Here is a 20,173-nt window from a genome sequence, read left to right as displayed (position 1 = left end):
CTAGGGTGATTGCTGTGCTAAGTGACCACGGTGTTGGGTAAGCGTCTTCGGCGATGGCCCGCGCGGCTCGCGGTCGGGGTCGCGGTGCTGATCGCAAGCGCCTTGATGCTCGGGGGGTGTTCGGTGCGGTTCCCGTCCCGACACCAGGCCGATAAGCCCGAGCAGCCGCTGTCGGACGGCCAATCCGTCGCCCAGGTGGTCGCTGCGGCCAAGCAGATCGCCGATGTGTCTCGGTTGCAGGATGTTTCGGGCAGCTTTCGCTGGGAGTCGTGTAATGACCAGGGGGAGAAGCCTTATCGAGGCCGGCTCGACATGACGTTCGTCGTGCCGCAGGGCTCCGACCACAGTGCGTACTTCCAGCGGATCGCCAACACGATGGAGTCCAACGGCTGGTCTGCGGGTCCGCCCCATGGGCAGCACGCGACCGGCACGGTGATCCACCAAGACGACGTGATGGCCACGATCGGCATCAGTCCCTACCCCGACGCCGATGGGTCCGTAAAGCTTCTGGGCCAGTGCCGCAATATGAATGACCACCGCCGTGACAGCGGGTTCAGCGTGAAGGACCAATTGGTTGGGGGATGAAGGGCTGGGTCCAAATCGAGCCGTTGGCGGGTCGAGTTGATCGGCTACGTGCGACAGGAGATTCAAGCTGAGATGCCGCCTCGCGCTGCAACAAGCGATCGTTGCTAACGCAGAGATTCGGATGATAACGACGCAAAGCTGCGATTAGCCTGGTGTCGTGACGAATCCTCAAACTCCCGCCGCTGGACAAGATGGGACACCAGGGCGCCCCCGGCGTACTTTAGGGAACGGTCTAATAAGCGTCATCGCCGCTATTGCGCTGATTTCGTTGGCTGCGCTTGCCGTCGGCATCATTTCTCTGACTCAGCCGAGTCCGGGGGCAACAGGGCGCAGCACCCCCCGACAACCTCCTCGATGCCCTCGAGCTTCAGTGCGGCGGACGTAGCGGCGGCCAATAAGCGGTTGTGTTCGACGTTCCAGAGTGTAAGCAAGGCGGTCAAGGTAGCGACGTCTGCGCCAGACGGGGCGGAACCGGTAGCAGCCGCCGCGAATGCGCGTGCGGCTCTGGTTGGTGGTGCGCTCGCACTGACTACCTCGATAGAACCAGCAACGCCGACAACTCTAACCACATTGGCTAGAAAATTGGCTGATGCCTACTTGAACTACGTAATTACCGCGTTTGCAGAAGAAAAAGCCGATGGAGGTGATGTGGAGTCAGCGACATCGGCACTTCGTGAAGCGTGCGCGTGAATTCGTCGGACCACACGGCCATAAGTTGATCTGCCTGCACACACGCGTTGCGTGATTTGCTTCTCATCTTGGGATGGTTCAACATAGAAACCGCAACGTTAACCGGTGCTCTGAGTTGTCTCGAAACCGGCGGCTTGCGAGGAGGGCTCATGACGGGGGACTTGCCTTCGGGAAAATACACAGCGCTGCTTATCGGCACATGGTACCCGCAGCCGTCGTCAGCGTTGCACACCGCCGCTGAGCATTGGCGGATGCAGCAGCAGGAGCAAGAGCATTATGCACAGGAACTGCATATGCAGTGGTCCCAGCTGGCGTCAAGGAACCAGGGACAGACCATAGATGATCTGGTATCCCGTTTCCAACGGGGCGAAAAAAGCCATCTTGACTTAGCCGAAAAATATAAAGCAAAAGCCGACGCCTTTTCCAAGGGCGCTGATGCTGTCGATGGCCTTCGAGAAGGCCTGCGTGGGGTTGCCGATGAATATAATCGACGAATTGCTGAGGTCGAAAATTCGAAGCAGCCCGAGCCTGTGAAAGCGGCGGAAATATCGGCCCTTGTTACTGAAGCTAACGGATTCGCGGCGCATAAATCAGGTGTCGCGGTTGCATCAATCGCGGACGCAACTCAGAAGGTACTCAACGCCGAAGGCATTGCGGCATCAGCGCAGCAATACGGTAACCACCACGAGTTAAGGACCGCCATGCCGACGGCCCCGAATTCCAGCCAGGCGGTTGAGAATAATAATGGCGGAGCAGCGCTTGGAAGCCAAGGAAACGGTCCTAACGCTCGCAGCGGACAGCTCGAAACGAGTAGTGCGTTGGGTGGCACCGCTCAAGGATCCGACTCGGGCGGAAGGGCAAGCAGCCCGCATGCCGGTAACGGGCCTACTCTCGGCGGGCCGAGCTTAGGTAGCCAAGGGAACGGCTCTGGGTTTGGTGGTGTCGGCGCAAGCGGACAGGTTACGGCTGTTCCGTCTGGGGGTGTACACGTACCCAGCGGTTCGCTAACTGGTCCGCCGCTACCGGGGATGGGCGTATCCCCAGCATCCCTAGGCCAAGGCTTGTCGCCCAACTCTTTAAGCCAGTCGTTCATGTCCGGAATGGCGACAGGTCAACCAGCGGGCGCTGGCGCGCAGTCGTTGTCCTCGGGCGCGATGCAGGCGATGGGAACAGGGTCGGCGCCGCCGCCGCAGGCCTCGCCACCGCTGGTGCCGCCCGTCGCGCCGTCCATCCCCATGGCCGGTGGTGAATCGTTCACTGCCGCAAGCACTCCCGTAGACGCCGCAGTCACTTCACCTCCGCTGGCGCCGACGACCGGCGGCGGTGTGCCGGTGGCGCCCGCGGTGATGACAGGCGGCTCGTGGTCGACGCCCGCGGCGCCGGTGGCCGGCGGCCCCGTCGTCCCCGCTGGACCGCTGCCCGCGTACGGATCGGATCTGCGGCCGTCGATGGTCGCGCCGCCCGCCGTGGCTTCGGCCCCGACCGCACCGGTCTCGGGGGCCGCAGTCGCACCTTCGGCACCGTCGTCCCCGTCAGCGGGCGGGCCAATGGTTTCTCCGGTGGAACGGGCCGCCTCCCAAACCGCAGCGGGCCAGGCCGGCGCGAGTTCCCCCGCGCTGGCCGGTGCATCGGCGGCGTCGACTGCGACCGGAGCGACTGCCGGCGCGGCCTCGAGCCGGGCCGCCGAACAACAACGCCTACAGCGCATTGTTGACGCAGTGGCGCGCCAGGAACCGCGTCTGTCGTGGGCGGCGGGGCTGCGCGATGACGGCACGACGAGCCTGCTGGTCACCGATCTGGCCGGCGGGTGGATTCCGCCGCACGTCCGCCTGCCTGCCCACGTGACGGTGCTCGAACCGGCGGCGCGGCGCGGCGATGCCAGCGTCGTCGATCTGTTGGGAGCCGTAGTGACCGCGGCCGCACATGAGCCCGATGCCTACGTCGCCGAGCCCGGCCCGGACGCACCGGTGTTGAGTGGTGACCGGGCGGCGCGCTCCGCCGCACCCAGGGTCGACGAACTCGGGCCCAGCCTCGTGGACGCCGTGCGGCGCCGCGACGGCCTGCCGCGGATAGCTCAAGCAGTCGCGAGCCCGGCAGTGCGCAAGACGGGTGTGCTGGCCAACGAAGCCAAACTCTTGCGCGCATGCCTGAGCGACGTCCGGCACTCGGTGTCGAGTGCATACCCCCGCCACGACCCGGCCGCCGTGGCGGACTGGATGCTGCTGGCCGCAATCGAGGCGCTCATCGACGACCACGAGTACCTGGCGAACTACCACCTGGCCTGGTTCAACGCACTTACCCGCCGCTGCGTCTCGTAGGCCATCTGCCTCGGTCGACGTGAATACCGTGAGACTCGTGCTGTGCCAAAATGGCCTAGACGGCCGACTATGCGCATGGCGGGCCCCAGGCTCTGAACGGCAGGGATGAGGTGAACACATGACCGGAGACAATTCCGCGCCGGTCCCCGCACCAGGAGCGCCGGGAGGCCCTAACCCGTCGCTCCTGTCCTCCATCCCAGGCCCCAACCTCCCGCCCGGTACCACGATCAAGGTCACGCCGGACACGCTGTCGCAGGCCTTGTACGGGGTACCGCTGCCGCCCCCGATCGCACCGACTCCGGCGCCTCCGACCGGAACCTCACCCGCCGATGCGGCGTCCGGCGCTCTGGTCGCCGCAAGCAACGCCGGCGTGCCGGGTGACGTGGCGTCCAGCACCGAAGCGGACGCCGACCGCCGGGCGCACGCGGCGGATGCGCTGGCGAAATTCCCTGCCAATGAAGCGAATTCGGCGCAGCAGATGCAAGCTGTCGGTGCGCAGGCGGGCGGTCAGCAGGGCATGCAAATGGTTCAGCAGATGGTCTCGAGCGTCACCGGCGCGCTCACCGGTGCCCTCGGCGGCATCATGGGCCCGCTGACGCAGCTTCCGCAGCAGGCCATGCAGGCCGGCCAAAGCGCGATGCAGCCGCTGATGAGCGCGGTCCAGCAGGCCTCTCACGGTGCCGAGGCGCTGGCGGCCGGGGATCCCACGCTGGTGGACAGCGTCGGCTCCGGCTCGGAGCTGGGTGCCGGTGGTGGTGGCGGCGGAATCGGCGGCCTCGGCGGCACGACACCGGCTGCATCGCTGGGTCCCCCGCCCGTGCCGGGATCGTCGCCGCCGACGAGCCCCGCCGGGGCGCCGGCGAAGCCCGTCGCGATGCCACCGGCCGACGGCACCGCCCCGGCCAGGGGTTCCACGGGGATGACCGGCATGCCGATGATGCCGGGTGTCGCCGGCGCTGGCGGCGAGGGCGCAAAAGACAAGCCGGTCGAAAAGCGGGTTTCGGCGCCCGGGGTGCCCAACGGCCAGCCGGTCAAGGGCCGCTTGACGGCGCTGCCGCCGAGCGCGCCTGTCGCCAAGCATGCCGACGGGAAACCGACCGTGGTAACCAACAGGCCCAATCGGCGGATCGTGATCATGCCGAGCGAGGACGAGGCGAAAGAATAGCCGCTTCAGCGCCGTGACCGGCGCAATCGCTGGCACCGGGGGTGAGTGGTGAGCCGCTCCGAACGGCAGTAGTCTCGCCACGTAAAACCCGACGGGATCGGCTGGGCTGGGATTGCCCGTTCTAGACAAGAGCGTCGCCGTCTCAGGCATGCTGTTAGGTGACGGCGCCGGCGGGAAAATGTGGGAGTTGCCCGGTATGGATAGGGTGCGCGGGGGCGCGACGACAACACGGCATGAACGGGCGCGTTGTTGACCGAGCCGTTTATCACCGAAGCCGTGGCGGCCTTATCCCGCGGCCATTCCCTATTCGCCGGAGAAGTCACCGGCAGCGATGTCGGTGACGTGCCCGCGCGAATTCACGCCCACGCCGATTCGATATCGGCGGCGCCCAATATCCCGACAGCGGCCGCCCGATCGAACAGGTCAACGCAAGCGCTGCGCCGCATCGCGTACGACGACGTGGCGCTGAAACGGGTCGTGGCGGCGGCGCGGGCCGATCACGCGCACACCAGAGCGGTGACTCGAATGATTCTGGACGCGGCCACGGCCGATGCGGCCTCGGGCGCCGACACCCCGGTGGGTCGGCGCGAGGCGATCACCCGGATGGCGGCGCGACTGCGGGCACAGCACCGGCACATCACTCGGTCGCGGCAGCGGTCACGGCTGCTGGCGCATCGGCTGCGCCATTTGCGCTACCTACAGCAGCACCGACACCGCCACCCCAGCGGCCGCACCGCCGTGCAGGCGGCCATCGGTAAAGCCTTGGACATCAAGGGCATTCACGACCCCATCGCGCGGGTCCGCTGGCGACGCGGCATGGACCTGGTTGCCCGGCGCGAATCCGGCTACGACGCCGGCGCGGTCAACATCTGGGATGCCAACGCGGCCAACGGTACACCGAGTTGCGGAGCGTGGCAGTTCATCGCGCCAACATTCGCGGCATATCACGAGCCCGGAACATCGACCAACATTCACGATCTGGTGGCGCAGGCCTGCGCGTTCATCAACTATGCGCGGGGCCGCTACGGAGTGGCCGCCGACGGGTCGAATCTGGCCGATCGGATCCAGCAGGCCGACCCTCGCCGATCGCCCAGGGGGTACTGATGCCGCTGAGTTTGTCCAACCGCGAACAGAATTCCGGGCACCTGTTCTACAACCGCCGGCTGCGGGCCGCCACCACCCGCTTCTCGGTGCGGATGAAGCACGACGACCGCAAGCAGACCGCCGCGCTGGTGCTCTCGGTGGTGTTGGTGGCCATCGCCGGGGGCTGGATGATTCTGCTGAACGTGCTCAAACCCACGGGCGTGGTGGGGGATTCGGCAATCATCGGCGACCGTGACTCCGGGGCGGTCTACGCCCGCATCGACGGCCGGCTCTATCCGGCGTTGAATCTGACCTCGGCGCGCCTGGCGACGGGATCGGCGGCGCAGCCGACGTGGGTCAAACCCGCCGAGATCGCGAAATATCCGTCGGGACCGCTGATCGGCATCCCGGGAGCGCCGGCGGCCATGCCGGTGAACCGCGGCGCCATTTCGGCGTGGTCAGTGTGCGACACGGCGGGCCGGCCGCGCAGCGGGGACAAACCGGTGGTGACCTCGATCGCGGGCCGGCTCAACGGTGTTGCCCGCGCGACACCTTTGCGGCGCGACGCGGGACTGCTGGTCACCTTCCAGAGCAACACCTATGTGATCTGGGGCGACAAGCGCTCGCGGATCGATCCCACCAATCGGGCGGTCACGCTGAGCCTGGGCCTCGATCCCGGCGTCACGTCACCGGTCGAGATCTCCCGGGCGCTGTTCGACGCGCTGCCGGCGACCGAGCCGCTGAGCGTTCCGCAGGTTCCCGAGGCGGGCACTCCGTCGAAATGGGTGGCGGGCTCCCAGGTCGGTGCGGTGCTGCAAGCCCAAACCGCCGGCGGGGGAAGCCAGTTCTATGTGCTGCTGCCCGACGGGGTGCAGAAGATCGACAGCTTCGTGGCCGATCTGCTGCGCAGTGCGAACTCCTACGGGTCGACGGCGCCGCGAGTGGTGACTCCCGACGTGCTGGTAAACACCCCGGAGGTCAACACCCTGCCGGTGGACTACTACCCGAGCGGGCGACTGAATTTCATTGACACCGAGGCGAATCCGACGACGTGCGTGGGCTGGGAGAAGGCCTCGACGGACCCGCAGGCCCGGGTGGCCGTCTACAACGGCCGGGGCCTTCCGGTCTCAGCGTCGATGGACGACCGGATCGTGCACCTGGTCCGTGATGACCGTGGCCCGGCGTCGGTGGTGGCCGACCATGTCCTGGTGCTACCCGGGGCGGCGAACTTCGTGACGTCGACCAGCGGGGTGATCACCTCCGATTCCCGCGAATCGTTGTTCTGGGTTTCCCCCAACGGGGTGCGGTTCGGGATCGCCGCCGACGACACGACGTTGCGTGCGTTGGGCCTCGACCCGGCCGCTGCGGTCCAGGCGCCGTGGCCGCTGTTGCGGACTTTCGCTGCGGGACCGGCGTTGTCGCAGCAGGCGGCGTTGGTGGCTCGGGATACCGTGCCCGCGCTCGGAAGGGTGGCCGTGGTGACGACAACAGCGAAGGCCGGAGGCTAGCGATGTCGAAGAGGGCATTTGCCATCAACCGTGTCAAGATCGATCCGCCCATACCGGTACGGGTGGCGCCCAGCGCGCCGATCGCGCTTCCGGAACGCGAGCCGCGCAACATCTGGGTGATGATCGGCGTGCCGGCGCTGATCGTGGCGCTCATCGGCACGGTGGTGATGCTCTATGTCTCTGGTGTGCGCAGTTTGACCACCGGCTTCTTTCCGCTGATGGGCATCGGCGCCTTCAGCATGCTGGCCTTCTCCGGGCGGTTCGGGCGTGCCCGCAAGATCACCTGGGGCGAAATGGAACGCGGGCGCCGCCGCTACCTGCGTGACCTCGACGTCAACCGGGACGAGATCCAGAACGCGGTGTGCGCCCAACGCGAATGGCAGCATGCTCTGCATTCCGACCCGCAGGGGCTCGGGGCGATCATCGGTGGCCCGCGGATGTGGGAGCGCGGCCGCGGGGATGCCGACTTCCTGGAGGTGCGGCTGGGCACCGGGGTGCAGCACGCGCCGGACTCGGTGCTGTCGGTGACCTGGCCCGACATCTCCTCCGACGAGGAGCTCGAACCCGTGACCGGCCAGGCTCTGCGCGACTTCATCTTGGAGCAGCGCAAGATTCGCGACATCGCCAAGGTGGTGAACCTGCGGTCGGCGCCGGGATTCAGCTTCGTGGGCGAGGATCTGGACCGGCTGCGGTCGCTGCTTCGCTCGGTGTTGTGTTCGCTGGCGGTGTTCCACAATCCCCACGACATGAAATTGATGGTGGTGACCCGCAATCCGGAGGTGTGGTCGTGGATGGTGTGGCTGCCGCACAACCTGCATGATGAGCTGTTCGACGCATGTGGTTGGCGACGCCTGATTTTCGCCACGCCGGAGGAACTGGAAGCGGCCCTGGGCGCCGAGCTGCACATGAAGGGCAAGCGGGGCGCCTGGACGCCGCCGGTGGTGGCGAGCCCGACCGCGATGGGCTCGGCACTGGAAACCGGTCAGGGGGCCGACGCGGCAGATTTGGGCCCGCACCTGGTGATCGTCGACGACAACACCGGCAGCCCCGACGCGTGGGAGAGCGTGGTCGGCCAGGTCGGCAAGGCCGGCATCTCCGTGCTGCGCATCGCCTCCCGGGTGGGCGCCGGCGTGGGCTTCGCCGACGACCAGGTCTTCGAGATGCGCGAGCGCCACAGCGCACCAAAGGTTTCGGTAAACAAGCAGCGGAAGGCCGTTACGAACGGATCGGACCCTGACGACGACGACTGCCCGGCGCCGCTACTTCGGCTGCGTGGGAAGTTTTTCGCGCATGCCGACCAGTTGTCGCTTCACCGGGCGTACCGCTATGCGCGCGCGATGGCGCGGTGGTCGCCGACCAGCCGCAGCGACGCTGCCGACTCGACCAGCGGAGCCGCAGAACTGCTGCGGGCGCTGAGCATCGTTGACCCCCGGGAGCTGGACGTCGACCGGTTGTGGGCGGAGCGGCGCGGCCGCGGCGACGAGCGGTGGTGCGAGATCCCCGTCGGCGCCAAACCCAACGGCGAGCTGCAGAACATCATCCTGCGGGCGAAAGACTTCGGCGGCTTCGGTTTTCACTCCGTGGTAATCGGAACCAGCGGCTCGGGCAAGTCGGAGTTCTTCTTGTCGCTTGTTTACGGGATCGCGCTGACGCACTCGCCGGAGGCGTTCAACGTCATCTTCGTCGACATGAAGTTCGAGTCGGCGGCTCAAGACATCCTGGGCATCCCGCATGTGGTGGCCGCGCTGTCCAACCTCGGCAAGGACGAGCGCCACCTGGCCGAACGGATGCGCCGCGTCATCGACGGCGAGATCAAGCAGCGTTACGAGCTGTTCACGTCGGTGGGCGCACGCGACGCCAACGACTACGAAGAGATCCGGCTCGCCGGACGCGACCTGCCCCCGGTGCCGGTCTTACTGGTCATCGTCGACGAATACCTGGAGTTGTTCGCCAACCACGAAAAGTGGATCAACCTCATCATCCACATCGGGCAGGAGGGCCGCGGCGCCAACGTCTTCTTCATGCTGGGCGGTCAGCGGCTCGACCTGTCGTCGCTGCAGAAGGTCAAGTCCAACATCGCGTTCCGCATCGCACTCCGCGCCGAGTCCGGCGACGACAGCCGCGAGGTGATCGGCTCGGACGCCGCCTACCACCTGCCGTCGAAGGAGAACGGTTTCGCGCTGCTGAAGGTGGGACCACGGGATCTGGAACCGTTCCGCTGCTTCTACCTGTCGGCACCGTTCGTGGTGCCCAAGACGGCGCAGGTGGCCACGACGGTCGACATGACCCTGACCAAGCCGCGGCTGTACAACTGGCAGTACCAGCCGCTGGACTCGGCCGACGCGTCGGCACTGGAAGCCGCCGCGGCCGTGGATGCGGAGCCCGACGAATTCCTCTACCACGAAGACGGTTTCAAGAGGAAGAAGATCGTGGACGTGTTGCGCGAGTCGCTGCACGCCGTGCCGCACCGGGCGCCGCGGCGGCCGTGGCTGGAACCGCTGGAAGACCCCGAGCCCGTCGACGTGCTGGTGGCGGGATACCGGGGCAAGCCCTGGCACATCGACTACGGCCGCAACACCGGTCTGATGTTCCCGGTGGGCGTGATGGACATTCCGGAGGAATCCCGCCAGGTCGTGTACGCGGTCGACGCGCTGCGCAGCAACATCGTCGTGGTCGGCGCCAAGCAGCGCGGCAAGACCACCACCTTGATGACGCTGATGTGTTCGGCCGCAACGATGTACAGCCCGGCACGGGTGACGTTCTTCTGCATCGGCGGGGCCACCATGGCGCAGGTGGCGTCGCTGCCCCACGTCACCGACATCGTGTCGCCGAAGGACAACGAGGGCATCGAACGCATCCTGAGCAGCATGGACGCGCTGATCGACGCGCGTGAGAACTCGTTCCGCCACCTCAAGATCGACCTCGACGGCTTCCGCGAGCGCCGGTTCGGTCCCGGCAGCGACGGCCTGGGCGGCACCGATCCCACCGACCCGTTCGGCGACGTGTTCGTGGTCCTCGACGACTACGACGACCTGTATTCGAAGGACACCCTGTTGGGTGACCGGATCATCTCGCTGAGCAGCCGCGGCCCGGAATACGGGGTGCACGTGATCTGCAGCGCCGGCGGCTGGATCCACGGGCAGCGCCAGAGCCTGCTGCAAAATGCCACGGCCCGAATCCAGTTGAGGTTGGCTGACCCCAGCGAGAGCCAGATGGGGCACTCGTCGATCGAGTCGCGGGAAGCGGCGCGGCGGACAGTGAATCGGCCCGGCTTCGGTCTGACCGACAGCCTGCACGAGCTGCGCGTCGGCGTGCCGGCCCTCGCGGATCCCGCCACCGGCACGCTGGTGGGGATCACCGAGGTCGGCGGCCGCATCGCCGAGGTCGCCGGAGTGACCAAGCATGCGACGCTGCAACGGCTGCCGCAACGGGTCGAGCTCAGGGCAATCCTCGACTACGAGGCAGCACACCCGAGCGGTGACGACCTCTCGATCGCCTTCGCCATCGGCGAGCGCCACGAGTTGGGCCCGGTCCCGCTGAAGCTGCGGGAAAGCCCCGGCCTGATGATTCTGGGCAGGCAGGGCTGCGGAAAGACGTTGTCGCTGGTGGCCATCGGTGAGGCGATCATGAGCCGGTTCAGCCCCGACGAGGCCCAACTGACGCTCATCGACCCCAAGACGGCCCCGCACGGTCTGCGGGATTTGAACGGCCCGGGGTATGTGCGCGCATACGCCTACGACCAGGACGAGATCGACGAGGTGATCACCGAGCTCGCCCAGCAGGTGTTGTTGCCCCGGCTACCACCGAAAGGTTTGAGCCAGGAGGAATTACGGGCCCTCAAGCCGTGGGAGGGTCCACGGCACTTCGTGCTCATCGACGACGTGCAGGATCTGCGGCCGGATCAGAGCTACCCGCCCAAACCGCCGGTGGGGGCGGCGCTGTGGAAGCTGATCGAACGGGCCCGCCAGATCGGTTTGCATGTGTTCACCACGCGTAACAGCTCGAACTGGGCGACGCTGCAGATGGATCCGTGGATGCGGTTCCAGAACTCGGCCAAGGTGTCGCAGCTCTACATGGACAACGACCCGCAGAACAGGATCAACCGCGTCGTTCGCGCCCAGGCGCTGCCACCCGGACGGGGGCTGCTGCTCAGCGCCGACGGGGACGTCGAGGGCGTCCTGGTCGGGATGCCGTCGACGGCGATCCCGCCCCAGTGAGTCCACATGTCGCGCTGAGCGGGTTGCTCGAGTCCCGCAGTCCCGCGGTGTTTTTCGCCGCCAAGATCGGCGACTCGATCCTGACATCGTCGTCCCGAAGGAGGCGTGTCACTCGGTCGACCTGTCGTTCAAGCTGGCGCAACTGTTCGATCCCGGGGCCCCTGATTCGCGCCGCCATCGACAAGCGTGTGCGCAAGCACGTAGCCGACTACCTGCTGCTGACAGACGAGGGACCAGTGGTCGTTGATGTGAAGCCGAGCTCTCAACTCGACAAACCAAAGTCAGGTTCACTCTCGACTGGACGAGGACGCTTGTCGACCGGCGTGGATGGCGCTACGAGGTGTGGAGCGAACCCGCGACGACGGAGCTCAAGACCGTCCGCACGTGACCGCGGACAGCCGGGCCCAGCACTGCCGTCTCCGACCTCCGAAACACCGCGATATCAGGGGAATTAGCCGCGAGAAGTTCCCACCTTGGTGGGCGTGGTCAGGTGTCGAGACTGCATGTCGCTCTCGCCACTGCCGTGGGAATCCGGCTTCGCAAACCGCTCCGTCGAAGACGCTCGGCTCAACTTCGGCGGCGTCGCGTACATGGTCGTGGGGGTGGAACCCAGCGCGGCGGCTGGAATCCCCGCTATCGACCACGCCGACCTCGCACCGGGGATCAAGACGTACGCCGCGACACCGCGGTTCACGCCGCGCACAATCCGGTTCGCCAGCGTCGAGGTGCTCGTGGTCGTCGTCGAACCGCCCGAGCTTGGTGACTCCGCACATACGCTGCAAAAACAGTACGACTTTCGCCAACGCCTTTTGGTTCTGATCCAACATGGCTTCAAGCTATTCGGTCGGACTCGTGAATATGTGCTACGCCCAAGGACCTTAGTGTCTACGGCTGGCGGCCGCCTGTATGGCGCGGCGTCGTTCGATGCGAATCGGCAACACCGTCGCCGGCACCAGGACCGTTCCGACCGGTCTCAGACCGTAGGCGCCTGATTGTCCGACTGCGGTGTGACCGCGAAGCTCAGCTGGCCCTGGGCGTCCTGCTGGACGTCGAGGACCTTGGCGTCGCGGAACGCGGTGGCCTGCGGTCCCAGAAAAACTTTGGCACCGTTCTGGGTGCCGAGGACCTGGTCACCGGCCTCGGGCCGGTCGGTCACGGACAACGTGAGCCGAGCGCCCTCCGGGTGCTCCTGCACCGCGAAGCGCAGTCCCGCGGACTCCTGCTTGCCTTGCTGGTTTGGTCAACGCGCTGATCGCCTCGGCGGCTGGATCGGTAATCGCGAGCAGGGCCACCATCCCTTCAGTTAGCGTGCGCTCGTCACTCCGACGGTAGGCGCCCGACGCGCCCGTGTCAGGGGGAAGGAGGGCAAGCAGGCACGGGCTTACGGTCGTGACCCGCGCACGGCGAGCGCGCCGGGCGGCTGTCACCAGCGCATGGCCGATTCAGGAAAAGCGGACGTTCAACGTCGCCAGGCCGAAGATCTTTCGGCCGCCGGACTTCGCGGCGACGATGATCACACCGGAGCGGGTCTCGGGGTCCAGCGACTTGATCCGGCCGCTGAATTCGATGTCCGCACCCTCGGCGGCGGACACGATCGCGGGCTGGGACAGCCGGACCGCGTAGCGGGTGACCGCGCCGGGGTCGCCCGACCACGCGGAGGCGAAGCCGGCGCCCAAGCCCATGGTGAGCATCCCGTGGGCGATCACGTCGGGCAGCCCGGCCAGCTTCGCGATGCCCTCGTCCCAGTGAATGGGGTTGGCGTCGCCGGCCACGCCGGAATAGTTGACCAGGTCTCCGCGGGACAGCCGGGCATGCCGCACCGGCAGCTCGTCTCCGACCTTGAGTTCGTCGAAGGACCGCGTCCCCGGCGTGCGGGCAGTGCCCGCCTCGGCGATCCGGACCTCGCCTTCGGGACGGACCGTCTTCTCGTATGCGACGCTGGAGTTGCCGATCGCCACGAGGTCCACGTCATGCATCATGATCTTCGGCGCGGCCAATTTGACCGCCGGGTCGACGTCCTCGGCGGTGACACCGACGACGGTGGTGTGCAGGGTGTGCACCCGCTCGCCGGCGGTGTCGGTGAAGGTGTTGGTGACGGTGATCAGGTCTCGGCCGGCGAAGCGGCGCACCGACGTCAGTTCGACGTCGACGTGCAGTTCGTCACCGTCCACGATCGGGCGGTGCTGCTCGAAGACCTCTTCGGTCTGCATGTAGGTGTCGTAACCGACGACCACCGACTCGAACATGCGGCGATTACAGGCCATGCCCGGCACCGAGGTGAACGTCAGCGGCGCCACCAGACCCGCATACCCCAGGTCGGCGGCGGCGGCGACATCCCAGTGCGCGGGGTGGTAGTCCTGTACGGCGCGGGCGTACTCGCGCACCTTTTCGCGGCCGACCAGGTAGGTGCCGTCCATCTGGTAGTAGTGGCCGACCCGGGATTCCAGCACCGACGCTTCGGTTGTTGCGGTCATGAATTTGCTCAACTCTTCTATCGGCCTGTTCGCTGAGGCAGACCCATGCACACTAGCGTGCGGACGCCGCGGCAACGCGTGCCGAACCGCTTCGGCGGTTTGTTTCCCTGCAGAGTCGCGCCACCGCCATCTTGGCGCAGGCTTCCCGCGGCCACGCGTTGCGCGCCGGCCCGCGATTAGGCTGAGCGGCGTGCGATAGCCGGGGTGAGCGCCGGTGAAAGCCGCTGACGGTGCGACGTCCTCCAAAGGGGCCGGTATGAGCCGATTGCCGCAGATGCACCACGTCGTCTACGCCGTCGCCCCGGATCGGCTCGACGCGGCCGCCGCGTTCTTCACCGAACTCGGGTCCTCGAACTGGCCGAACTGGGGCTTCGGGTCGATGGACTGGGCGGGCGGCGTGGAGTTGGTGAGCCCCCTGGACACCGAGGCGGGACGCGGCAGTGCGGTGGCCGAATTCCTGGCGGAGCACGGTGACGGTGTCTTCTCCATCGCGGTTCGCGTGGCAGACATGGCGGCCGCCGAGCAAGTGGCCGCGCGCTACGGCGCGGTGACGAAGTTTCGTCAGCACCGGGAGGGCGAGGGTTTCGCACTGGACGAATCCGAGCTGACGGTGCTGGGGCTGCCCCTGACGTTCCTCGCGACCGACTGCCCTGAACCGCGAAGGCCGGAGCAAGATGTAACGCGTGAGTTGGGCGAGGCACGAGGGACGCGCGCTGGTGGATGCCACCCTGAGCGGCGATGCGCTGTTGGCTGCGCTCGAGGACCGTATCCGCGCGCAGAATCCGGCGCTCACGGACGTCCGGTTGGAGGACGCCGCCGCGACCGAGGAGTACGACCCGGGCACCCGACCGCCCGGCCGGTGGTATTCAGTCAGCTACCTGGCCGACGACGGCGAGGGCTACTAGGGCACACCGGGCCGAGCGCGTCGCGATGAGTTGGCCAGCTGATCACACGGCCGCTACCCGGGCGTGGCACGGTACACACGTGCAATCCGACGTGAATGTCGGCCGGCTGCCCCTGGTCGAGCGATTCCACGGCGGGTGTGAGGCGTTCGTCGCGCGCCTCCCGTTGGGGCTCAGCTCGATCGTTGCGCCGACGTTCGTCGGGTACTGCCTGATCAACGGTCTGAGCTTCGGCGCGGATCTCTCGCTGCTCACCGGACTGCACAGCGGGCTCGGCGTTCCGGTACCGGTCGCCGTCACGCTCGCCTACGTGTGCGCCTTCGCCCTCGGCTATGCGCTCAACCGCAGCGCCAACTTCCGGTCCCACGCGCCCGTCGGGCCGCAGATCGCGGTGTATGCCGCGGTGGTCGTCGTAAACTATCTGGCGTTCATCCTCGGGGTCACCAGCCTGCTGGCGGCCGTCGGCGTGCAGTACCAGCTGTCGCGGCTGGTGGCGGGGACCTGCGAGGCGGCCTACATGTACTGTGCGATGCGATGGATCGTGTTCCGCCGCTGAAGTCCAGGTGAGCGACTTGTCCGTACCGAACGCCGGCTCCGGCGCACCGATCGCGATGCTGAACGCGTTGTGGTTCAAGCCCGGCGGGATGGAACTTCATGGCGATACGGCGGGGCCGTCCTGCCGATCCTGGCTGACGGCAGCGCCGGGCTATTCGCTGGCGCGCGCCGGGTCGGGCATCGCATCGGCATCCCCCTGGGCGGCTTTGACCAACGGCCGCCACAACTCGACCGAGCGGCGCATCAACTCGTCGCCGGCGTGTTCGAGCAGCAGATGAGCACCGCCACGGCCGCCACCCGACCGGCCAGGGTCGCCTCCTTGGCCACCTCGTCGGCCATGGTGTCGATGAATCCGGCCGCGGTCAGGCTGAATCCCCGCGGCCCGAGGTGGCGCAGCGTGCCGGTGGCGGCGCTCGGCACGGGCTTGGTGTCCGGGGCCGCATCGAACGGTATTTGCGCACGTTAGCGATATGTGTTCAAGCCGCTCAACATGCGGGCGCTCCGGTCGCCTACGGCATGATGCCAGGGTGACCTACCGTTCGCCGTCCCTCGCCGACGTCATCGCCACGCTGCGGGTCGACCGCACGGGCGAGCGGCACTACGTCGCCGCCCAGCTCGACAACCCGGCGCACCACATCGTCGGCGGCCACATCGCCGGGCAGGCGCTGATGGCGGCCGGGCTGACCGCGCCGGGCCGCATGCCCCACAGCGTCCACGTCTACTACGTGCGTGCCGGGGATGCCCGGCTGCCGGTCGACCTGCACGTCGACGTCGCACGCGACGGGGGCACGCTCTCGACCCGGCAGGTCACGGCGCGTCAGGACGGCCAGATCCTGTTGGAGGCGCTCGCGTCGTTCAGCGCGCCGGTCGAGTCGTTCGACTACCAGCAGCCCATGCCCGGGGTGCCCGACCCGGACACGCTGGTGCCCGTGCAGGAGCAGCTGGCCGAATATGCCGACGAGCTGGGCGGGCACTGGGTCAGGGAGCAGCCGTTCGAGCTGCGCTACGTCGACGCGCCACCGCGGCTCGCTATCGAGGCGCCGGTACCCTCGCCGCGCATCCGCATGTGGTGGCGGCCAACCGAACCCGTGCCGGACGACGAGATGCTGCACTGCTGCCTGCTGACCTACCTGTCGGGCACGACGATGCTCGAGACCGCGCTCGCGATGCGGCGGGCCACCCCGCCGACTACGTTCAACGCGTTGATCGACCACGCGCTGTGGTTTCACCGGCCGATCGACCTGTCCGATTGGGTGCTCTCCGATCAGGTTTCGCCGAGCGGCGTCGCGGGACGCGGGCTTGCGACGTCGACCATGTACAACCGCGCCGGCCAGCTGGTCTGCATCGCCACCCAGGAGCTCTACTTCGGCCGGGGCAAGGGCTGAACGATAGGGTCGAGCGGTGACGATCAGCTACGACGAGGCGCTGCGGGAGCGGATTCGCGCGCACGTGGCCTGTCACCAGCGCCGAACCGTGACCGATCCGAGCAAGCGGCACGCGGCCGTCGCGGTGGTGCTGGTCGACTCCGAGGTCGGCGAGGACCGGGTTGATCCGGCGCCGGTCGACGAGTGGATCGGTGGGCGGCCGATGCCCGAGGCCAACCTCGACGGCCGCATGGTCGACGTGTCGGGCGGTGCCGCTTTCCTGTTGTGCCGCAGGGCTATTCGGCTGTCTTCTCATTCTGCGCAGTGGGCCCTGCCGGGTGGCCGCCTCGACCGCGGCGAAACGGCGGTCGACGCCGCGCTGCGGGAGCTGGACGAGGAGGTGGGCATCGCGCTGCCCGGGTCGGCCGTGCTGGGGCTGCTCGACGACTACCCGACGCGGTCGGGCTACGTCATCACCCCGGTGGTGATCTGGGGCGGCGGCCGGCTCGACCCGCGACCGGCGCCCGAGGAGGTGGTCGCGGTCTACCGGGTGGGGCTGCACCAGCTGCAACGCGACGACTCGCCGCGCTTCGTCTCCATCCCCGAAAGCCCGCGCCCTGTCGTGCAGATCCCGTTGGGCAACGACCTGATCCACGCGCCCACGGGCGCGGTGCTGCTGCAACTGCGGTGGCTGGGCCTGGAGGGGCGGCACGACCCGGTCGACGAGCTCGAACAACCGGTGTTCGCCTGGAAGTAGGTCAATCCGCGCGATGCCGGTCGAGGTAGGCGCAGATCACCTCGACGAGCGCCTGCCGTTCGGCGGTGGTGTCGACCGGTATCCCGGCGACGAGCTGAGAGACCACCAGCCCGCGCATCGCCGCCCAGATCAGGTCGCCGATCGCGGAGGCGTGCGGGCTGTCGAGGCCCGCGGCGACGGCGCGACTCAGGTCGTTGACGGCCTGCTGCAACCGGCGCAGGTGCACGGTGGCACGTCGGTCGCGACGCGCCCTGGTGGCGATCAGGATTTCCAGCGACGCCCGCGTCGTCGGGCTGGAGAACACCTCCCAGGCCGCGTCGATGACCAGGCGCACCCGCTCGTGGCGGGTGGCGCCCGCCGTGGCGGGCGGCAGGGTGCGCAGGGCGCCGACGAGATCGGCCAGCCCGCGGTCGGCGACCGCCATCAGCAGTCCGTCCCGGTCACCGAAGTGGTACTGCACCACGCCCCACGTGACCCCGGCCCGCTCGGCGATGTGGCGGGCGCTGGCGGCGGCGAAGCCCTCCTCGTTGACGCAGCGCACGGTTTCGTCGAGCACCCGATCGCGGGTGCGGTCTGCGCGCTCCTGACCGCCGCCGGGTGGCCGGCGGGGCGCGATCTTGCCCGCCACGCTCACCACATCGCGGTGCGCGCATGGGCCGCCGGAAGATCCTGCGCGGCAAGTAGTCCCGGCGGCGCGGCGGTGGCGACGACCCCGCCCTGGTTGTGGTCGACGCCGTCGAGGCCCAGATGGGTGTTGATCTCCACCCCCGGATTTCCCCGGACCACCACGCGGTGCACGCCCGGCCTGCCGTCGGGCGGGTAGGGCCAGTCGGGGGCCGCCGCGGCGGTGAGCCGGTTGACGTGCTCCATGGTGATCACCGGCTCGCCGCGGTGGATCCCCTCCACCGCGAACCGGACCGCGGCCACCCGCCCGGGCGGGACGGTCATCATCGTGCAGTCGATCTGCGTCGGTGTCACCCAGTTCTCGTGCCGCTCGCGCACCTCGCCGAGGGCGACGCCGAGCAGGGCGGCCAGCGACCGCACCTGCCCGCCCCACAGCGAGGCCAGCACGCCCGGCTCGAACATGATCGGACGCTGATCCGGGGCGAACCCGAAACCGAAACTGACGCCGGTGAACTCGGCGTCGTCGTAACTGCCGTAGTCACAGATCTCCGACACCGTGATCGCGGTGGCCCACCCCGCCAGCGTCAACGCGGTGTAAACCAGGCTGTCCCCGGAGAAACCCGGGTCGACGCCGTTGATGTACAGCGACGTGCCGCCGTCCCGGCACGCGCTGGTCAGCGGATCGGTCAGCCACGCGTCGGCGTGCCGCGGGGCGACCAGCCAAACCATCGATGTGCCAACCACATTGGTGCCCGCGCGCAGGAAACGGCAGATCTCGTCGATTGCCTGATGGGGGCGGGTCTCGGCCTGGGCGGTGTACACCACGCAGTCGGCGCCCAGCGCCACCAGCGCGTCCACGTCGTCGGTGGCGACGATCCCCGTCGGCTCGGCCAGCCCGCACAGCCGTGCCGCGTCGCGGCCCACCTTGTCGGCGCCGTGGGCGTGCACGCCGGCCAGGCGAAGGTCGGGACGCTCGACGATCATCTGCAGGGCGTGCCGGCCGACGTTGCCGGTGGAGTACTGGACGACGCTCTTCAGAGCAGGTCCGTGATCGTCTTGAGGCCCGCCTCGTAGAGCACGCCCGGCAGCATGCCCCCGTCGATCTCGATCGTGGTGCCGTTGATGAAATCGGCTGCGCCGCTGCACAGGAACACCGTGGCGCGCCCGACCTCGGCCGGCTCGCCGGCGCGGTGCAGCGGCACGTCGGCGAAGTACCGGGCGCCGTCGGGGTCGTCCTTGGGCAGCACGAACGACTTGAAGTTGTCGGTCATCGTCGGCCCCAGCGCCAGACAATTCACCCGCGCCTTGGGCCCCCACTCCTGGGCCAGCGACCGGGTCATGTGGTTGAGCCCGGATTTGGCGGCGCCGTAGGAGACCAGCGTCGGCGAACCCGCGGGATGACCCGCCCCGCTGGAGATGTTGACGATCGAACCCACCCCGTCCTGCGTGCGCATCTGGCGGAATACCCTGATCGCGAACCACAGGGGACTGATCAGGTTCATCTGGATCGCGAACGCGTGGAACAACATCGTGCGTTCGAGGTCGTCGGCCCCCTGGGGTGCGCCCTGGATGCGCTGGACCAGTTCGGGGACATCCTCGACGTGCGGGGTGGGGACCGTGCCGCCGGCGTTGTTGACCAGGATGTCGATGCGGCCGTAGTCGGCCACCACCCCCGAGACGAACTCGTCGATCGCGCGGTAGTCGCCCTGGTCGCAGGCCCGCTGCGAGGAGCGCCGCGCCCAGTCCGGGTTGTCGCTCACCCCCGGCATCGCGTCCAGTGCGCCGCGGGAGCAGCCGACGACGGTCGCCCCGGCCCGCAGCAGTTCGTGTGCGATGCCGATCCCGACGCCGCGGCTCGTTCCCGTGACGATGGCGACCTTGCCCTCCAGCGGTGTCCCGTCGCCCATCGCGCCCGTCCTTCCGGCCGATGC

The 20,173-nt window shown here is 67.9% G+C and carries 19 protein-coding genes; 11 read left to right on the top strand and 8 right to left on the bottom strand.

Annotated elements, in window-relative coordinates:
- Nucleotides 1-21 precede the first annotated feature (21 nt).
- Entirely contained in the window at nucleotides 22-585 is a 564-nt protein-coding gene (locus AB8998_RS29120) for a hypothetical protein (RefSeq protein ID WP_369741338.1), read from the top strand.
- Between the two features lie 1,801 nt (nucleotides 586-2,386).
- On the opposite strand, the gene AB8998_RS29115 is transcribed toward AB8998_RS29120, so the two are convergent.
- On the bottom strand, nucleotides 2,387-2,983 hold the full coding sequence (locus AB8998_RS29115) for a hypothetical protein (protein WP_369741337.1): 597 nt from the start codon (nucleotides 2,981-2,983) through the stop codon (nucleotides 2,387-2,389).
- A gap of 10 nt (nucleotides 2,984-2,993) precedes the next feature.
- Between AB8998_RS29115 and AB8998_RS29110 the strand changes: the two genes are divergently transcribed.
- The 6 genes from AB8998_RS29110 (at nucleotide 2,994) to AB8998_RS29085 (ending at nucleotide 12,558) form a co-directional block, all read left to right on the top strand.
- Nucleotides 2,994-3,593 carry a DUF5631 domain-containing protein gene (locus AB8998_RS29110; RefSeq protein WP_369741336.1) on the top strand — a complete coding sequence of 200 codons (600 nt, stop codon included), beginning with the start codon at nucleotides 2,994-2,996 and terminating at the stop codon, nucleotides 3,591-3,593.
- 193 nt (nucleotides 3,594-3,786) lie between these two features.
- A complete protein-coding gene (locus tag AB8998_RS29105; protein WP_369741820.1) occupies nucleotides 3,787-4,758 on the top strand; it encodes a hypothetical protein in 972 nt (323 codons plus the stop codon).
- 249 nt (nucleotides 4,759-5,007) lie between these two features.
- Nucleotides 5,008-5,862: a transglycosylase gene (locus AB8998_RS29100; protein WP_369741335.1), complete on the top strand. Its 855-nt coding sequence runs from the start codon at nucleotides 5,008-5,010 to the stop codon at nucleotides 5,860-5,862.
- The gene (gene eccB / locus AB8998_RS29095) at nucleotides 5,862-7,349 is read left to right on the top strand and encodes a type VII secretion protein EccB (RefSeq protein ID WP_369741334.1); all 1,488 of its coding nucleotides are present in this window, start codon (nucleotides 5,862-5,864) and stop codon (nucleotides 7,347-7,349) included. The genes AB8998_RS29100 and eccB overlap by 1 nt, the downstream gene beginning before the upstream one ends.
- Nucleotides 7,350-7,351: 2 nt before the next feature.
- Nucleotides 7,352-11,566 carry a type VII secretion protein EccCa gene (eccCa, locus tag AB8998_RS29090; protein ID WP_369741333.1) on the top strand — a complete coding sequence of 1,405 codons (4,215 nt, stop codon included), beginning with the start codon at nucleotides 7,352-7,354 and terminating at the stop codon, nucleotides 11,564-11,566.
- Nucleotides 11,567-12,069: 503 nt separating this feature from the next.
- Nucleotides 12,070-12,558 carry a hypothetical protein gene (locus AB8998_RS29085; protein ID WP_369741332.1) on the top strand — a complete coding sequence of 163 codons (489 nt, stop codon included), beginning with the start codon at nucleotides 12,070-12,072 and terminating at the stop codon, nucleotides 12,556-12,558.
- On the opposite strand, the gene AB8998_RS29080 is transcribed toward AB8998_RS29085, so the two are convergent.
- From AB8998_RS29080 to AB8998_RS29070, 3 genes are all read right to left on the bottom strand, one after another.
- Nucleotides 12,540-12,761, bottom strand: coding sequence for a hypothetical protein (locus AB8998_RS29080; RefSeq protein WP_369741331.1), 222 nt, complete (start codon nucleotides 12,759-12,761; stop codon nucleotides 12,540-12,542). The two genes, AB8998_RS29085 and AB8998_RS29080, sit on opposite strands and share 19 nt — an antisense overlap.
- A 247-nt stretch (nucleotides 12,762-13,008) precedes the next feature.
- Nucleotides 13,009-14,040: a fused (3R)-hydroxyacyl-ACP dehydratase subunits HadA/HadB gene (locus AB8998_RS29075; RefSeq protein ID WP_369741330.1), complete on the bottom strand. Its 1,032-nt coding sequence runs from the start codon at nucleotides 14,038-14,040 to the stop codon at nucleotides 13,009-13,011.
- 288 nt (nucleotides 14,041-14,328) lie between these two features.
- A complete protein-coding gene (locus AB8998_RS29070; RefSeq protein WP_369741329.1) occupies nucleotides 14,329-14,550 on the bottom strand; it encodes a hypothetical protein in 222 nt (73 codons plus the stop codon).
- Between the two features lie 173 nt (nucleotides 14,551-14,723).
- Here AB8998_RS29070 and AB8998_RS29065 point away from each other — a divergent pair, with 173 nt between their 5' ends.
- Entirely contained in the window at nucleotides 14,724-14,945 is a 222-nt protein-coding gene (locus tag AB8998_RS29065) for a hypothetical protein (RefSeq protein ID WP_369741328.1), read from the top strand.
- A 79-nt stretch (nucleotides 14,946-15,024) separates the two neighbouring features.
- Nucleotides 15,025-15,498: a GtrA family protein gene (locus tag AB8998_RS29060; RefSeq protein WP_369741327.1), complete on the top strand. Its 474-nt coding sequence runs from the start codon at nucleotides 15,025-15,027 to the stop codon at nucleotides 15,496-15,498.
- Between the two features lie 242 nt (nucleotides 15,499-15,740).
- Here the strand turns inward: AB8998_RS29060 and AB8998_RS29055 are convergent, their stop codons facing one another.
- Nucleotides 15,741-15,917, bottom strand: coding sequence for a hypothetical protein (locus AB8998_RS29055; RefSeq protein WP_369741326.1), 177 nt, complete (start codon nucleotides 15,915-15,917; stop codon nucleotides 15,741-15,743).
- A 107-nt stretch (nucleotides 15,918-16,024) separates the two neighbouring features.
- On the opposite strand from AB8998_RS29055, the gene AB8998_RS29050 reads away from it, so the two are divergent.
- Together AB8998_RS29050 and AB8998_RS29045 are read left to right on the top strand one after the other, a co-directional pair.
- Nucleotides 16,025-16,882 (top strand): acyl-CoA thioesterase, encoded by an 858-nt coding sequence (locus AB8998_RS29050; RefSeq protein WP_369741325.1) that lies wholly within the window; start codon nucleotides 16,025-16,027, stop codon nucleotides 16,880-16,882.
- A gap of 16 nt (nucleotides 16,883-16,898) precedes the next feature.
- On the top strand, nucleotides 16,899-17,618 hold the full coding sequence (locus AB8998_RS29045; RefSeq protein WP_369741324.1) for an NUDIX hydrolase: 720 nt from the start codon (nucleotides 16,899-16,901) through the stop codon (nucleotides 17,616-17,618).
- 1 nt (nucleotide 17,619) lies between these two features.
- Here AB8998_RS29045 and AB8998_RS29040 read toward each other — a convergent pair whose 3' ends face one another.
- From AB8998_RS29040 to AB8998_RS29030, 3 genes are read right to left on the bottom strand one after another with little or no spacing between them, the layout of a single operon-like run.
- Nucleotides 17,620-18,246: a TetR/AcrR family transcriptional regulator gene (locus AB8998_RS29040; protein ID WP_369741323.1), complete on the bottom strand. Its 627-nt coding sequence runs from the start codon at nucleotides 18,244-18,246 to the stop codon at nucleotides 17,620-17,622.
- 2 nt (nucleotides 18,247-18,248) lie between these two features.
- Complete coding sequence (locus AB8998_RS29035; protein ID WP_369741819.1) at nucleotides 18,249-19,280, bottom strand: NAD(P)H-dependent amine dehydrogenase family protein; 1,032 nt, start codon at nucleotides 19,278-19,280, stop codon at nucleotides 18,249-18,251.
- Entirely contained in the window at nucleotides 19,277-20,149 is an 873-nt protein-coding gene (locus AB8998_RS29030) for an SDR family NAD(P)-dependent oxidoreductase (protein WP_369741322.1), read from the bottom strand. The genes AB8998_RS29035 and AB8998_RS29030 overlap by 4 nt, the downstream gene beginning before the upstream one ends.
- Between the last annotated feature and the right edge of the window lie 24 nt (nucleotides 20,150-20,173).

The sequence above is a fragment of the Mycobacterium sp. HUMS_12744610 genome, from assembly GCF_041206865.1.
In the GTDB taxonomy this organism is placed as follows: domain Bacteria; phylum Actinomycetota; class Actinomycetes; order Mycobacteriales; family Mycobacteriaceae; genus Mycobacterium; species Mycobacterium servetii.
The sequence above is the reverse complement of the archived record's forward strand: the minus strand, read 5'-3'. Positions and strand labels throughout refer to the sequence as shown.

Bases quoted from the DNA above. Each gene is read 5' to 3' on its own strand.
- AB8998_RS29115 (WP_369741337.1), bottom strand. From the start codon at position 2,983: ATGCGCTGTAGGCGTTGTTGTTCGGCGGCCCGGCTCGAGGCCGCGCCG.
- eccB (WP_369741334.1), top strand. From the start codon at position 5,862: ATGCCGCTGAGTTTGTCCAACCGCGAACAGAATTCCGGGCACCTGTTC.
- eccCa (WP_369741333.1), top strand. From the start codon at position 7,352: ATGTCGAAGAGGGCATTTGCCATCAACCGTGTCAAGATCGATCCGCCC.
- AB8998_RS29085 (WP_369741332.1), top strand. From the start codon at position 12,070: ATGTCGCTCTCGCCACTGCCGTGGGAATCCGGCTTCGCAAACCGCTCC.
- AB8998_RS29075 (WP_369741330.1), bottom strand. From the start codon at position 14,040: ATGACCGCAACAACCGAAGCGTCGGTGCTGGAATCCCGGGTCGGCCAC.
- AB8998_RS29070 (WP_369741329.1), bottom strand. From the start codon at position 14,550: ATGTCTGCCACGCGAACCGCGATGGAGAAGACACCGTCACCGTGCTCC.
- AB8998_RS29030 (WP_369741322.1), bottom strand. From the start codon at position 20,149: ATGGGCGACGGGACACCGCTGGAGGGCAAGGTCGCCATCGTCACGGGA.